Source organism: Herbaspirillum sp. meg3 (genome assembly GCF_002257565.1).
Lineage (GTDB): Bacteria > Pseudomonadota > Gammaproteobacteria > Burkholderiales > Burkholderiaceae_D > Herbaspirillum.
The window spans coordinates 4,445,047-4,457,634 of sequence record NZ_CP022736.1 but is presented as its reverse complement, the minus strand read 5'-3'; the positions used below and the strand labels follow the sequence as shown (position 1 = coordinate 4,457,634).

17 protein-coding genes are annotated in these 12,588 nt (G+C 54.7%); 2 read left to right on the top strand and 15 right to left on the bottom strand.

Annotated elements, in window-relative coordinates:
* Positions 1–13: 13 nt before the first annotated feature.
* Entirely contained in the window at positions 14–553 is a 540-nt protein-coding gene (msrA, locus tag hmeg3_RS20035; RefSeq protein WP_094566469.1) for a peptide-methionine (S)-S-oxide reductase MsrA, read from the top strand.
* A gap of 18 nt (positions 554–571) precedes the next feature.
* On the opposite strand, the gene hmeg3_RS20030 is transcribed toward msrA, so the two are convergent.
* The 6 genes from hmeg3_RS20030 to purB all read right to left on the bottom strand — a co-directional run bounded on the left by hmeg3_RS20030 (position 572) and on the right by purB (position 6,166).
* Positions 572–1,783 carry a cyclopropane-fatty-acyl-phospholipid synthase family protein gene (locus hmeg3_RS20030; RefSeq protein ID WP_094565300.1) on the bottom strand — a complete coding sequence of 404 codons (1,212 nt, stop codon included), beginning with the start codon at positions 1,781–1,783 and terminating at the stop codon, positions 572–574.
* A gap of 58 nt (positions 1,784–1,841) precedes the next feature.
* Positions 1,842–2,477 carry a pyridoxamine 5'-phosphate oxidase gene (pdxH, locus tag hmeg3_RS20025; RefSeq protein WP_094565299.1) on the bottom strand — a complete coding sequence of 212 codons (636 nt, stop codon included), beginning with the start codon at positions 2,475–2,477 and terminating at the stop codon, positions 1,842–1,844.
* A gap of 209 nt (positions 2,478–2,686) precedes the next feature.
* Positions 2,687–3,262, bottom strand: coding sequence for a YceI family protein (locus hmeg3_RS20020; protein ID WP_094565298.1), 576 nt, complete (start codon positions 3,260–3,262; stop codon positions 2,687–2,689).
* A 57-nt stretch (positions 3,263–3,319) separates the two neighbouring features.
* Positions 3,320–3,901, bottom strand: a complete 582-nt coding sequence (locus hmeg3_RS20015) for a YceI family protein (RefSeq protein WP_094565297.1) — start codon at positions 3,899–3,901, stop codon at positions 3,320–3,322.
* Positions 3,902–3,923: 22 nt separating this feature from the next.
* Positions 3,924–4,448 (bottom strand): cytochrome b, encoded by a 525-nt coding sequence (locus tag hmeg3_RS20010; protein ID WP_094565296.1) that lies wholly within the window; start codon positions 4,446–4,448, stop codon positions 3,924–3,926.
* A gap of 350 nt (positions 4,449–4,798) precedes the next feature.
* The gene (gene purB / locus hmeg3_RS20005) at positions 4,799–6,166 is read right to left on the bottom strand and encodes an adenylosuccinate lyase (RefSeq protein WP_094566468.1); all 1,368 of its coding nucleotides are present in this window, start codon (positions 6,164–6,166) and stop codon (positions 4,799–4,801) included.
* Between the two features lie 239 nt (positions 6,167–6,405).
* Here purB and hmeg3_RS20000 point away from each other — a divergent pair, with 239 nt between their 5' ends.
* The gene (locus tag hmeg3_RS20000; protein WP_094565295.1) at positions 6,406–7,011 is read left to right on the top strand and encodes a glutathione S-transferase N-terminal domain-containing protein; all 606 of its coding nucleotides are present in this window, start codon (positions 6,406–6,408) and stop codon (positions 7,009–7,011) included.
* 103 nt (positions 7,012–7,114) lie between these two features.
* Here hmeg3_RS20000 and bfr read toward each other — a convergent pair whose 3' ends face one another.
* The 9 genes from bfr to hmeg3_RS19955 form a co-directional block, all read right to left on the bottom strand.
* Positions 7,115–7,588, bottom strand: coding sequence for a bacterioferritin (gene bfr, locus hmeg3_RS19995; RefSeq protein WP_094565294.1), 474 nt, complete (start codon positions 7,586–7,588; stop codon positions 7,115–7,117).
* A gap of 303 nt (positions 7,589–7,891) precedes the next feature.
* Positions 7,892–8,308 (bottom strand): biopolymer transporter ExbD, encoded by a 417-nt coding sequence (locus hmeg3_RS19990; RefSeq protein WP_094565293.1) that lies wholly within the window; start codon positions 8,306–8,308, stop codon positions 7,892–7,894.
* Positions 8,308–9,042, bottom strand: a complete 735-nt coding sequence (locus hmeg3_RS19985; RefSeq protein WP_094565292.1) for a MotA/TolQ/ExbB proton channel family protein — start codon at positions 9,040–9,042, stop codon at positions 8,308–8,310. Before hmeg3_RS19985 ends, hmeg3_RS19990 begins: the two co-directional genes overlap by 1 nt.
* A gap of 64 nt (positions 9,043–9,106) precedes the next feature.
* Positions 9,107–9,811: an energy transducer TonB gene (locus tag hmeg3_RS19980; RefSeq protein ID WP_094565291.1), complete on the bottom strand. Its 705-nt coding sequence runs from the start codon at positions 9,809–9,811 to the stop codon at positions 9,107–9,109.
* A gap of 9 nt (positions 9,812–9,820) precedes the next feature.
* On the bottom strand, positions 9,821–10,048 hold the full coding sequence (locus hmeg3_RS19975; protein ID WP_094565290.1) for a bacterioferritin-associated ferredoxin: 228 nt from the start codon (positions 10,046–10,048) through the stop codon (positions 9,821–9,823).
* 31 nt (positions 10,049–10,079) lie between these two features.
* Positions 10,080–10,400 carry a hypothetical protein gene (locus hmeg3_RS19970; RefSeq protein WP_094565289.1) on the bottom strand — a complete coding sequence of 107 codons (321 nt, stop codon included), beginning with the start codon at positions 10,398–10,400 and terminating at the stop codon, positions 10,080–10,082.
* Between the two features lie 135 nt (positions 10,401–10,535).
* Complete coding sequence (gene hemP, locus hmeg3_RS19965; protein WP_094565288.1) at positions 10,536–10,724, bottom strand: hemin uptake protein HemP; 189 nt, start codon at positions 10,722–10,724, stop codon at positions 10,536–10,538.
* Positions 10,725–10,918: 194 nt separating this feature from the next.
* The gene (mnmA, locus tag hmeg3_RS19960) at positions 10,919–12,013 is read right to left on the bottom strand and encodes a tRNA 2-thiouridine(34) synthase MnmA (protein ID WP_094565287.1); all 1,095 of its coding nucleotides are present in this window, start codon (positions 12,011–12,013) and stop codon (positions 10,919–10,921) included.
* Positions 12,006–12,527, bottom strand: a complete 522-nt coding sequence (locus tag hmeg3_RS19955) for an NUDIX hydrolase (RefSeq protein WP_094565286.1) — start codon at positions 12,525–12,527, stop codon at positions 12,006–12,008. Before hmeg3_RS19955 ends, mnmA begins: the two co-directional genes overlap by 8 nt.
* Positions 12,528–12,588 lie beyond the last annotated feature (61 nt).

The window sequence follows — 12,588 nt, the reverse complement described above, 5'->3', positions numbered from 1 at the left end:
CGTGGGAGCGATCGTGAATACTTCATCAGAAACAGCAATTCTTGGCGGCGGATGCTTTTGGTGTCTTGAGGCGGTGTACCAGCAGCTGAAAGGCGTGCAGCACGTCGAGTCCGGATATACCGGCGGCCATGTCAACAAGCCGACCTATGAGCAAGTCTGCAATGGTGACACCGGTCATGCGGAAGTTGTGAAGTTGACGTTTGATCCTGCTGTGATCAGTTTCAGAGAAATTCTGGAGGTGTTTTTCACCATCCACGACCCGACGACGCTAAACCGCCAGGGCAATGACGTCGGTACGCAATACCGCTCGGTGATTTACTATGATTCACCTGCCCAGCAAGATACGGCCAAGCACATCATCGCCGAAATGGCGCTGGTGTGGGACGCGCCGATCGTGACGGAACTCAGCCCTGTAGAAACTTATTACAAGGCCGAGGACTATCACCAGAACTACTTCCAGCAACATCCCTTCCAAGGCTATTGCGCCTTCGTTGTCGCGCCGAAGCTGGCCAAGTTCCGCGAAGTCTTTGCCGAGAAAAGCAAAGACGACTAGGAACAAGGCAGTAACTGATCAAGCCGTTGCGTCGTAGATGTAGCGGCGCGATTGGGGCAGGACGTCGGCGTGACGATTGGATTTGCCGCAGATGACCTGATACAGCGAAATCCAGTCCTGATTGAAGCCGTGCGAGCTGCCGGCGAGATAAACGCGCCAGATACGATAGCGCTTCTCGTCGGTGATCTTGCGAATGTCGTCTGCCTTTGCTTCAAAATTGTCTGCCCAGATGGCACAGGTCTTGGCGTAGTGCTTGCGCAGATTTTCGACGTCAAAGGCTTCCAGCCCACCTTGCTGCATGGCTTTCAGCACCAGACTGATGTGAGGCAATTCACCTGCGGGGAAAACGTATTTGTCGATGAACTCGCCACCACCATAGGGTGATTCGCCGTTTTCAATATCCGTCGTGGTGATACCGTGATTCATCGCCAGACCATCATCGGCGAGCAGGGCGTTGATGCGCGCGAAGTACATCGGCAGATTTTTGAGACCGACATGTTCGAACATGCCGACGCTGGTGATCCGGTTGAAGGTGCCGGTGACATCGCGATAATCCTGCAAACGGATTTCAATGCGGTCGCTCAGACCGGCTTTCTCAACACGTTCCTTGGCCAGTGCATATTGATTTTCCGACAGCGTGATACCCACGCATTTGGCGCCGAATTTCTGCGCCGCGCGCAGCACCAGTGCACCCCAGCCGCATCCGATGTCGAGCAGCGTGTCACCCGGGCGAACCTGTATTTTAGTGAGGATATGATCGATCTTCTTGATCTGCGCCGTCGCGAGGTCTTCGTCGCCATTTTCAAAGTAGGCGCAGGAGTAGACCATATTCTCGTCAAGGAACAGCTTGTAGAAGTCGTTGGAGACGTCGTAGTGGTAGCGGATGGCCTCCGCATCCTTTTCCTTGCTGTGACGGATAGAGCGGGCGATGCGCGCCAGTTTGCCTTCCGCCTTCAATGTCTTGGCCGCGAGAGTATTAGCGACGCTGATGATACTGGCCACCGGACCATCGACGTCAATCTTGCCTTCGACGTAAGCCTCGCCGAGATTAGACAGAGATGGCTGGAACAGATAAGTCAGGGCCGATACATGAGGAACGCGCAAGGTGACCTGCGGAGCGCCGTCGCTGAAGTCGAACTGTCGGCCGTTCCACAGTTCCAGGCGCAACGGCAACGCCGTTGCATGACGGATTTCCTCTACCCAAGCTGCGAGCTTCTTTTCCCAAAACACGATGTTTCCCTCCGTGCAAGTGATGTGATGCTGTACGCAGCCCTGACATGAGTCCTGGTCAGGGTTGCAGGCGTTGCCGGTTCCAGGCGCCGTCTGCAGTGCGTGTATAGATCACGCGGTCATGCAGGCGCGAGCGACGGCCTTGCCAAAATTCCATCTTCTCCGGCACAACGCGGTAGCCACCCCAGTGTTCGGGGCGCACAGGCTGCGTGCCGTACTTTGTTTCTGCAGTGGCAAATTGCGCTTCCAGCGTTTCCCTCTTGTCGACCGGTTGGCTCTGCTCAGAGGCGATTGCACCAATCTGACTCGACAAAGGGCGACTCGAAAAATACGCATCGCTTTCGCTGGCCGTAACTTGCTCGATTTTTCCTTCGATGCGCACTTGACGCTCAAGTTCTACCCAGTGAAAAAGCAGCGCGACATAAGGATGTTGAGCGATCTCACGTCCTTTGCGACTGTGATAATTGGTGAACCATGTGAATCCGGCAGCATCGACTTGCTTGAGCAGGACAATACGCGAGGAGGGCTTGCCGTCGGCACCGACGGTAGCAACGCTCATCGCATTGGGTTCTGCGATCTCTGCTTTGATGGCTTCATCAAACCATGTTGAAAATTGAACAATAGGATCGGCGGCGACATCAAGCTCAGACAAACTGGCGCGGCTGTAATCTTTGCGAAGATCTGCTATCGACATGTTGCATTTATCCTTAATCGGGACAGCGCTAGATTAGCGCGTTTTTAAAAAGCTTGCAGGGAGTGGCTCGAAGCGTAGCCGCCAACATCAGGCTGGTGGCCGCTTTCAAACGCGAGCCATTATGCGGCAGAACATCCGGCGTGAATATGATGCAGAACAAAAAAAGCCGATGCACATGACATGCATCGGCCTTTTTGATGGAAGCGAAATCAGTTGTTCTTGATCGCTTCGACCTGAATTGCCAGCTTTGTTTCAGGCGAAAAACGTGGTACGCCGTAGCTCACGCCAAAATCAGCGCGATTGAAGGTTGCGGAGGCATCGGCGCCGCACACTTCGCGCTTGAGCATGGGGTGTTGAATGCAAGTGAACTTGCTGATTTGCAATTGAACCGGCTTGGTCACACCATGCAAAGTCAGTTCGCCATTTACAGCAACAGGCTTGTCGCCATCGAATTTAATCGAAGTGCCTTTGTAGGTGGCGGTCGGGAATTTTTGCACGTCAAATACTTCAGCAGACTTGACGTGTTCGTTCAGCTTGGCATGACCGAAGTCGATCGACGATGCGTCGATAACGATATCCATGGTGCCGGTTTTGGCAGCACGATCCAGTGTCACAGTGCCGCTGGTCTTGGTGAATTTGCCGCGCCAGACCGAGATGCCCATGTGATCGGCTTCAAAGCTTGGATAGGTGTGGCTTGGATCGATGGTGTAGGTGTCGGCAGCCAGAGCGGAGGTCGAAGCAGCGCCGGCGGCGAGCAAGGAAATCAGGGCGAATTTCAATTTCATGGGACAGTCCTTTGTAATGATCTGTTGAGCGTTAAAACGAGTTGGTTTTATTGTGAATTACGGTGCTGTTACGACGTGAAACTTGATGGTGACTTCGTCGGCGACCATGCCGGTATCTTTCCACTCACCTTCACCGATGTTGAATGTGAGGCGCTTGATTGGCACGGCGCCGTCAAAGACTTGTCCGTTGCCTTCTTTCTTCACGGTCAATGGGAAACGCACGTCAGCAGTTTTTCCCTTGATGGTCAGCTTGCCTGTGACGTCATATTTGGTGCCGGCAGGTGCGCCGGCAGCAGCCTTGATGGAGCTGGAAACGAAACTTGCCTTGGGAAATTGTGCGGCGTTGAACCATTCCTTCTTCAGCACTTCCTTGTTGTATTCAGCATCACCCAGGTCGAAACTGGCAATGTCGATGTCCACGCTGGCTTTGGCGGCGTCGGGTTTGGCACTGTCGAAATCGATTTGTGCGGTGAATTTCTTGAATTTGGCCTCAACCGGGACATTCAATTGCTTGAACACGGCACTGACGGTGCTTTTGCCGGCGTCAACCTTGAGCGGTGCGGCAATCGCGGACGAAGCCAGGCTAAAGGCGGCGATGCCGCCGATGAGAGCGCTGGTCAATGTGGAACGCAGGATCATGAAATTTCCTCGAAAAAGATAATCAGGGCAGGATACGTTTAAGTACGCCGTCGCGATCGATGAATTGATGCTTCAGCGCAGCCAATACATGCAGGCAGAAAGCGGCTAGCAAAGTCATGTTCAGCCAGTAGTGCACCAGCTTGAGCAAAGGTTTGAGTTCCGGATTGGGATCGATGAAAACCGGTAGTGGGTAAAGGCCCAGATAGACGACGGGAACACCCGCGGCGAGACTATAGAAATACCCGGAAATTGGAATCGCAAAAATCAAGATGTAAAGCAAACCGTGCAGCGCATGCGCGGCACTTTGCTGCCAGCGCGGCATGTGTACCGGGTACGCCGGAGCGGCATGCGTCAGGCGCCAGAGCAAGCGAAGACACGCCAAGGCGAGCACGGTGACGCCCAGCCATTTGTGCCAGGAAAAATACTTCAGCTTGGTCGGCGTCAGGCCCGGGATGTTGACCATTGTCAGGCCGAGCGAAAAGGCGGCAATGATCAGCAGGGCGATCAGCCAGTGCAACAAAATCGCAGGTTTTGTGTAGCGTTCCATGGCGGTTGCTGGTGGAAAGTGTAAGGAGAGGGGCGGCAAGCGAGTGCTTACTTTGGACAAAGCAGGTATTGCATGCCGTCGGCCGTCATTGCGACATCGGTAGCTTGGGCGAAATCTCTATGCAGCACAGCAACCATGCTTGTTCCTTTGTGATCGTTTGAAGTGATCGTTATATAAGCCGACTCGCATTTTTGATGCAATGCCGCAGCATAAAGGCTTTTCTAGATTCGCAATAGATCAGTAAAACTGATTTCACTGATCCATTTACGTTAACAATCGATCTGTTGATCTGTTGCCGCGCTATTGGAGAGATCCGGCGGCTTTGGGTTCCGCCGGATTTCCTCGTACGCTTAAATATTTTTGGCCAAGGTGATTGCTTCGCCGATGTAATTGGCCGGCGTCATGGCCAGCAGGTGATCCTTCGCATCTTGCGGGATGGCGAGGCCGTTGATGAAGTCGCGCAAGGCGTCTTTCGAAATGCCCTTGCCGCGGGTCAGTTCCTTCAATTGCTCGTAGGGATTTTCGATGCCATAGCGGCGCATGACGGTTTGCACCGGCTCGGCCAAGACTTCCCAGGTATTGTCCAGATCTTCGGCCAGGCGCGCAGGATTGACTTCCAGTTTGTTCAGGCCGCGCAGGCAGCTGTCATAGGCCAGTACAGCGTAGCCAAAGGCCACACCAATGTTGCGCAGGACGGTCGAGTCGGTCAGATCGCGCTGCCAGCGCGAAACCGGCAGCTTTTCGGACAAATGCTTGAGGACGGCGTTGGCCATGCCCAGATTGCCTTCGGAGTTTTCGAAGTCGATCGGATTGACCTTGTGCGGCATGGTCGAGGAGCCGATTTCACCAGCCTTGGTGCGTTGCTTGAAGTAGCCAAGGGAAATGTAGCCCCAGACGTCGCGGTTCAGATCCAGAAGGATGGTATTGGCGCGTGCGACCGCATCAAACAGTTCAGCCATGTAATCGTGCGGTTCGATCTGGATGGTGTAAGGGTTGAACACCAGGCCCAGGCGTTGCTCAATGACGTTTTTAGAAAATGCCGCCCAGTCTGTTTCCGGATAAGCGGACAGATGGGCGTTGTAGTTGCCGACGGCGCCGTTCATCTTGCCGAGGATTTCGACGGCGGCGATGCGCTTGACGGCGCGTTGCAGGCGCGCGACCACATTGGCGATTTCTTTACCCAGAGTGGTCGGGCTGGCCGGCTGGCCGTGGGTGCGCGACATCATCGGCACGGCGGCATGTTCATGCGCCAGCTCGGTCAGTTTGGCAATCAGGCCTTGCAGGGCCGGCAACACGACTGTGTCGCGCGCCGCCTTGAGCATCATGCCATGGGACGTGTTGTTGATGTCTTCAGAGGTGCAGGCGAAGTGGATGAATTCGGACGCGGCAACCAGTTCCGGCACGTCTTTGACTTTTTCCTTGAGCCAATATTCAACCGCTTTGACGTCATGGTTGGTGACGGCTTCGATTTCCTTGATGCGCGCGGCATCGGCTTCTGTGAAATCCGTTGCCAGCTTGTCGAGCAGCGCGCTGGCGTTCGCCGAGAACGGCTTGATCTCAGCAAACCCCGCTGCCGACAAAGCTTGCAGCCAGGCAATTTCTACTTTCACCCGATGGTGCATGAAGCCGGCCTCGGAGAGGATAGGGCGCAGCTTGTCGGTTTTGGCTGCGTAGCGGCCATCGAGAGGGGAGAGAGCGGAAAGTGCGGTGAGGGACATGATAGTAACGGGATGAAGGATGAAGATGACGGAAAAACGGCGTTGAAACGACGGTGCGCAATTCGGATTCGGAGCGCTCATGGAAAGCGGCAGCCGAGGCGAAACTGCATTGACTCGCGATTTTACCATTGCGGGGCGACGGAATCAGGTTCATTACGCATGTCGTCGCAAGTAGGCCTTCGGGCGTTGATGGAGAGTCCCCGATGCTATAATCGGGCCGGATTATTACAAAAATTGCTATGAAACTAATCGCCTCACTGGTAAGCCCCTACGCTCGCAAAGTTCGCATTGTCATGGCGGAGAAGAAGATCGATTACGAGCTGGTTCTGGAAGATGTATGGAGCGAGACGACGACCATCCAGCAATTCAACCCGCTTGGAAAAGTGCCCTGTCTGATGATGGATGACGGTGGCGCCATGTTTGATTCCCGCGTGATTTCGGAATATCTCGATATCCTGACTCCGGTCGGCAAGCTGATGCCTACCGGCGGTCGTGAGCGGGCGGAAGTGAAATGCTGGGAAGCTTTGGCTGACGGCATGTTGGATGCGGCAATTCTGGTGCGTCTGGAGAAGGCTCGCCCGACACGGCAGCAAAGTCCGGAGTGGATCAAGCGTCAATGGAGCAAGGTTGATGCATCGCTGAAATCCATGGCATCAGGATTGGGCGAAAAAACTTATTGCGTTGGCAATCACTATTCACTGGCGGATGTTGCTGTCGGCTGTGCTTTGGGATGGTTGAACTTCCGCTTTCCCGAATCGCAATGGAAAGAGAACTATCCTGAATTGCTGCGTTTGTTCGAGAAACTGTCCGAGCGGCAGTCCTTTAAGGATACAGCGCCGAATTAATCATTCGGGGCCGGGGCTTGATGACAGGCCTCAAACAAAAAGCGCGACCTGAGTCGCGCTTTTTTTATGTCAGCCGCATCGCATGAGCGGCTGGCAGATGTAATTACTCTGCAATGATCTGTGTTTGCAGGTAGTTTTGGATGCCGATCTTTGTGATGATATCGAGCTGAGTTTCCAGCCAGTCGATATGCTCTTCGGTATCGTCCAGAATCATCTGGAACAGTTCACGGGAGACGTAGTCACCGTGGGTTTCGCAAGTCGCGATGCCTTCTTTGACGGTCTTGTGTGCTGCTTTTTCCAGCTTCAGGTCGCATTCCAGCATCTCTGCTGTATTTTCGCCGATCATCAGTTTGTGCAGTGCTTGCAGGTTTGGCAGGCCGTCGAGCATCAGGATGCGGTCGATCAGCTTGTCGGCGTGCTTCATTTCGCCGATGGACTCTGCGTACTCTTTCTTGGCAATCTTTTCAAAGCCCCAGTGCTTGTACATGCGGGCGTGCAAAAAATATTGATTGATGGCTGTCAATTCGTTAGTCAATTGAGCATTGAGCAGCTTAATGACCGCTGGATCGCCTTTCATAGGAACCTCTGAGAATAATAGTGGGAGAAGACAGGCTGGTAGGCAGAGGGGATCTGCACAGTCGTCCAGCCGCGTGAACGGACGGATCATAGCGCAGCCGATTCCGGACTTCACTATAAATTAGCGCGAATCATTCTTACTTTATTTCTATGGAGCAGCACCGGGCTTATCGCATCCGCACGGATAGCTTGCCACAAGCGGGTTTGAGCGAACAGCGCTCAAAACAACAAAGCCTCCATTCCCTGAAGAATGAAGGCTCTGTGACGTAGCGAGCGTGACGGCCTCGCCAGCTTAGGAGATGACTTACTTTGCTTGCGGATCGGTGACGAAGCCAATCTTGGATAGACCTCCAGATTGAGCCGCAGCCATCACTTGCGCCACTTTCTCGTACTGCGTCGTACGCTCGGCGCGCAGATGCAATTCCGGTTGAGGCTGCTTTTTGGCAGCTTCGGCGATACGCAGATTCAACTGGTTACTGTCGATCTGCTCGTCGTTCCAGAACACCTTGCCACTCGCATCGATCGACAGATTGATGTTTTGCGGCTTGGTTTCATCCGGTTGATTAGTCGCGCGCGGCAAGTCGATCTTGACGGCGTGATTCATGACCGGAATGGTGATGATGAAGATGATCAGCAGCACCAGCATCACGTCAACCAGCGGAGTGGTATTGATCTCCGGGTTGAAGTCGTCGTCCGAGTCGGACAGGGAACCCATCGCCATTACGCTCTCCCGACGGCCGTCAGTTTGGCGCTTTTGGTGGTGCCTGTTTCTGTGTCCTCGGTTGCAGAACGTGCACCGGTAACAAACAGGGCGTGCAGATCAAAGCCGAACTTGTTCAGTTTAGCGATGGTGGTCTTGTTGCCGCGAACCAGTGCGTTGTAGCCGAAGGTTGCTGGAATTGCCACTGCCAGACCCAGAGCGGTCATGATCAGCGCTTCGCCGACAGGACCGGCGACCTTGTCGATGCTGGCCTGACCGGATGTGCCGATGGACACCAGCGCGTGGTAGATACCCCAGACGGTGCCGAACAGACCGACGAACGGTGCTGTCGAACCAACCGATGCCAGAACGGCCATGCCGGTCTGCAGCTTACCGGACGCTTCATCAATGGCTTGGCGCAGAGACAGGGTAACCCAGTCGCTGACCGACAGTTGATCGTGCAAATGACCCTTGTGGGCAGTGTGATGGCTCATCGAAGTCACGCCGGCCTTGGCGACTTCAGCAAACGGGTTGTCGGTGCCCAGTGTCGCAACGCCCTCAGGCAGGCTGGTGGTGTCCCAGAATGCATGACCGGCAGCGTCGGAGGCGCGGCGGAAACGCAGCAGTTGCAGCGCTTTGGTGACGATCACATACCAGGAGGCGATCGACATGGCGAGCAGCAGTACTGCCACGCCCTTGGTGACGAAATCCCCTTGCGCCCACAGGCTTTCCAATCCGTACGGACTAACTTCCATGATGACTTCCTTTTATGACTGTAGTGAATGAATTAACTGATTTTATTCCGCATGTCCGCTGCGATCAGCGGTCCAGTTTGAATGTGATTGCGCCGGTCGCAGACACGACGATAGGCTTACCGTCTTCGATATAAGGCTTGAACACAGCGCGCATGACAGCGCGGCGAGCCTCATCATCTAGGCGGGACGAACCCGATCCCTTGAGAATATCGACTTTTTCCGCCTTACCCGATGTGTTGACCAGCACGCGGAACTGCACGACGCCTTCTTCGCCCATCCGTTTGGACGCGGGCGGATAGTTCGGACGAGGTGCTTCAATGTATTCGATACCGGAGGTGATTTGCTTCGGCGGTGGCGGGCCTGGCGGCGATGCAGGAGCCGGTGCCGGCGCTGCAGCAGGCGGCGATGGCTCAGCAGGCTGCGGTGGTGTCGGCGGCGCCGAGATTGCAGTTGGTGCAGGCGCCTGCGTGACCGGAATCGGTGGCGGCGGTGTGACGGATTTCTTTACAACCTGAACGACCTTGGGTGGTGCCGGAGGTGCTTTTGGCGGAGCTGGTTCAGGTGCGCGCTCGGGTGTGACAAATGTGGCGATGACTTCTTTGGGAATCGCGTTCGCGACTTGGTGAATCAGCCCGCTTTGCAGCGCATAGAAGAATGCAATATGCAGCAGAATGATGAGGCCCAGCGGGCCGATTTTTCTGACCTGACGCCAGACGGTGCCAACGGGATTAGACGAGCTGCTACTCATAGTAGGCGATAAGGCGTTCATAAATAATCTTTATGCAATAGCGGTGTTCGCGTGGAACACCATGGCTTGCACTGTATTGCGTGTTTGATGGGAATTGCTCAGGCATTCGCGCAGGACGTGTTTGGCGCAGGTATGGCATTTGCCGCAGCAAGTACCAACACCGAGCTCCTTGCGAAGCTCGGACATTGAGGTCATGCCTGCGTTCACTGCCTGATGAATCTTGCCTTCAGAAATGTTGTTACAAACACATACGATCATTGTACGCCTTGCCGCCTGGGTATGTAGGCTCTTAAATGGATCTCGCTCCTGAAACGATGCGAGCAAACAAGTTAAATTTCTCGGGTTGCGGCATGGTACGTTCCACTACGGTTGCCCACTGTTCCGACAATTGTTGGCAGGTTGCCCGCAATACCGGAGCCAGATTCGGCAAATCCGCCAATGCTTTCAGGTGCCGTTCAATCACTGACGCCAATTTGACGCAGCTTTTGGTTTCCTGATTGCTGGCAGTGTAGTGAGACATCAAATGCAGCACTGCTGAGACCAGCAGCTCTGGCTGTGCCGGCGCGCTATTAGGTTCTACGAAAGCAGAATCCATTTTTTCGGTAACCATCAAACTCTCCTTAATCGGCAAGCTTGGCTGGCTAACGACTAACGCTGTGGCATTACCGTTGGCTGGCTGGTTTTGTACCATCGTTCAAATACAAATTCTTTGAGATGATTTTATTTTCGGGTTACGCGGTCGGACTCAGGCCGTCAGAATCAGCTTGTTCAGCTGAGTCAGACGCAGTTTGTAAATACGCCCGCCGTGGTCGATCTCCAACTCGCGCATCTGCCGGAACAAGTCCTGGCTCTTGATGCGAGTGATGGGGGAGCCATTTGCTGCAGTGGCTGGCTTGTTACGACGTTCACTTCCGTGCTCGATCAGTTGGTTCATCATAACCTCCTATTAAATGCGAACAATTCTTATTTAGATTATTCGTCATTTAATCCAAGATTGCAAGCTCTTTTATGTTTTGTTGCGACTTTCTTTCTTGCCGGAAATGACGGGAAATGAATTTTGTTGCCAGAAAAGAAAAACGCCCCGCTGCACAGGGCAGACGGAGCGTTTTTTGAGCGATTCGACGGGTTTTATACCGATTCGATAATCCCGCCGCCGAGACAGACGTCGCCCTGATACAACACGGCGGACTGGCCAGGTGTGACCGCCCACTGAGGATCGCTAAAGCGCAGGTCGAAACGTGCACCGTCGTCATTGAAGGTGCAGGGCACATCGGCCTGGCGATAGCGTGTCTTGGCGCTCAATGCTTCCCTGTCCGGGGCTTCGCCGGAGACCCAACTGATCTGGCTCGCGCCCAATTGCGACGAAAGCAGCCATGGATGATCGTGGCCTTGCACGATATAGAGCGTATTGTTCTCCACGTCTTTGCGCGCCACGTACCAGGCGTCGCTGTTACCGTCGGCGTTCTGATGCGCCTTGATGCCGCCCAGGCCGATGCCCTTGCGCTGGCCCAGCGTGTAAAAACTCAGGCCGACGTGTTCGCCGACGATATCGCCTTCCGGGGTCTTCATCGGGCCGGGTTTGTACGACAGATAGCGATTGAGGAATTCGCGGAAAGGGCGCTCGCCGATGAAGCAGATACCGGTCGAATCCTTCTTGGTCGCGTTCGGCAGCTTCAGTTGCTCGGCGATCTTGCGTACTTCAGTCTTGTGGATCTCCCCCAGTGGGAACAGCGTCTTCGACAATTGCGCCTGATTCAGCCTGTGCAGGAAGTAGCTTTGATCCTTGCTGGCGTCGACCGCCTTCATGAGTTCGAACTTGCCGACCGGATTCTCACGCACCCGCGCGTAGTGGCCGGTGGCGATCAGATCCGCGCCCAACAGCATGGCATGGTCGAGGAAGGCCTTGAACTTGATTTCGGCGTTGCACAGCACGTCCGGGTTGGGCGTACGTCCGGCCTGGTATTCGCGCAAAAATTCAGCGAACACGCGATCTTTGTATTCCGCGGCAAAGTTGACCGCCTCAATGTCCACACCCACGACATCGGCCACGCTGGCTGCATCAATCCAGTCCTGGCGGGTCGAGCAGTATTCGGAATCGTCGTCGTCTTCCCAATTCTTCATGAACAGGCCGATGACCTCGTAGCCCTGCTCTTTCAACAGCCACGCGGACACGGACGAGTCGACGCCGCCTGACATGCCGATGACGACTTTCTTCTTAGCCATGTGTTACTCCAATTGCTCCAGTTGCTTCTTTGACGGCAGCCGCGGTCACGCTGGCGTCGGTATACAGTAAAGACAGCGGCGCGCGTTGGCCGCTGAGGTAATCATCGATGCAACGCAAGACCAAAGGACTGCGATGGCGCTCGGTGCATGCTGCGATTTCGTCGCGTGTCATCCATAGCGTGCGTACGATGCCGGTATCGAGCGGGCGGTCGTGTTTGTCACCCAGTTTTCCGGCAAATGCAAAACGCAAGTAGGTGGTATCCGTACCGGCGCGTGCGGACGATACATTGCGCGACATATACATGCCGATTAAAGCAGTCGGTTCGAAATCGTATGCGGACTCTTCCAATGCCTCGCGCACCACTGCTTGAGTCAGTGCTTCGCCTTCGTCAAGGTGGCCGGCCGGCTGGTTCAGGCGCAAGCCGTCGCTGGCTTGCTCTTCAATCATCAAAAAACGGCCCTCGCGCTCGATGATCGCAGCGACAGTGACGGAGGGCTTCCATACTTCAGTCATCATTATCCTTAACTTACAACAGCCGCCATTTTACCGTGGCTGGGCAAAGCCTTCAGGGGAC

Excerpts from the sequence above, each read along its gene's own strand:
- hmeg3_RS19985 (WP_094565292.1), bottom strand. The coding sequence starts at position 9,042 with ATGGAAGTTAGTCCGTACGGATTGGAAAGCCTGTGGGCGCAAGGGGAT.
- hmeg3_RS20015 (WP_094565297.1), bottom strand. The coding sequence starts at position 3,901 with ATGATCCTGCGTTCCACATTGACCAGCGCTCTCATCGGCGGCATCGCC.
- hmeg3_RS19955 (WP_094565286.1), bottom strand. The coding sequence starts at position 12,527 with ATGACTGAAGTATGGAAGCCCTCCGTCACTGTCGCTGCGATCATCGAG.
- bfr (WP_094565294.1), bottom strand. The coding sequence starts at position 7,588 with ATGAAAGGCGATCCAGCGGTCATTAAGCTGCTCAATGCTCAATTGACT.
- mnmA (WP_094565287.1), bottom strand. The coding sequence starts at position 12,013 with ATGGCTAAGAAGAAAGTCGTCATCGGCATGTCAGGCGGCGTCGACTCG.
- purB (WP_094566468.1), bottom strand. The coding sequence starts at position 6,166 with ATGTCCCTCACCGCACTTTCCGCTCTCTCCCCTCTCGATGGCCGCTAC.
- hmeg3_RS20000 (WP_094565295.1), top strand. The coding sequence starts at position 6,406 with ATGAAACTAATCGCCTCACTGGTAAGCCCCTACGCTCGCAAAGTTCGC.
- pdxH (WP_094565299.1), bottom strand. The coding sequence starts at position 2,477 with ATGTCGATAGCAGATCTTCGCAAAGATTACAGCCGCGCCAGTTTGTCT.
- hmeg3_RS19990 (WP_094565293.1), bottom strand. The coding sequence starts at position 8,308 with ATGGCGATGGGTTCCCTGTCCGACTCGGACGACGACTTCAACCCGGAG.
- hemP (WP_094565288.1), bottom strand. The coding sequence starts at position 10,724 with ATGAACCAACTGATCGAGCACGGAAGTGAACGTCGTAACAAGCCAGCC.
- hmeg3_RS20010 (WP_094565296.1), bottom strand. The coding sequence starts at position 4,448 with ATGGAACGCTACACAAAACCTGCGATTTTGTTGCACTGGCTGATCGCC.
- hmeg3_RS19980 (WP_094565291.1), bottom strand. The coding sequence starts at position 9,811 with ATGAACGCCTTATCGCCTACTATGAGTAGCAGCTCGTCTAATCCCGTT.
- hmeg3_RS19975 (WP_094565290.1), bottom strand. The coding sequence starts at position 10,048 with ATGATCGTATGTGTTTGTAACAACATTTCTGAAGGCAAGATTCATCAG.
- hmeg3_RS20020 (WP_094565298.1), bottom strand. The coding sequence starts at position 3,262 with ATGAAATTGAAATTCGCCCTGATTTCCTTGCTCGCCGCCGGCGCTGCT.
- hmeg3_RS19970 (WP_094565289.1), bottom strand. The coding sequence starts at position 10,400 with ATGGTTACCGAAAAAATGGATTCTGCTTTCGTAGAACCTAATAGCGCG.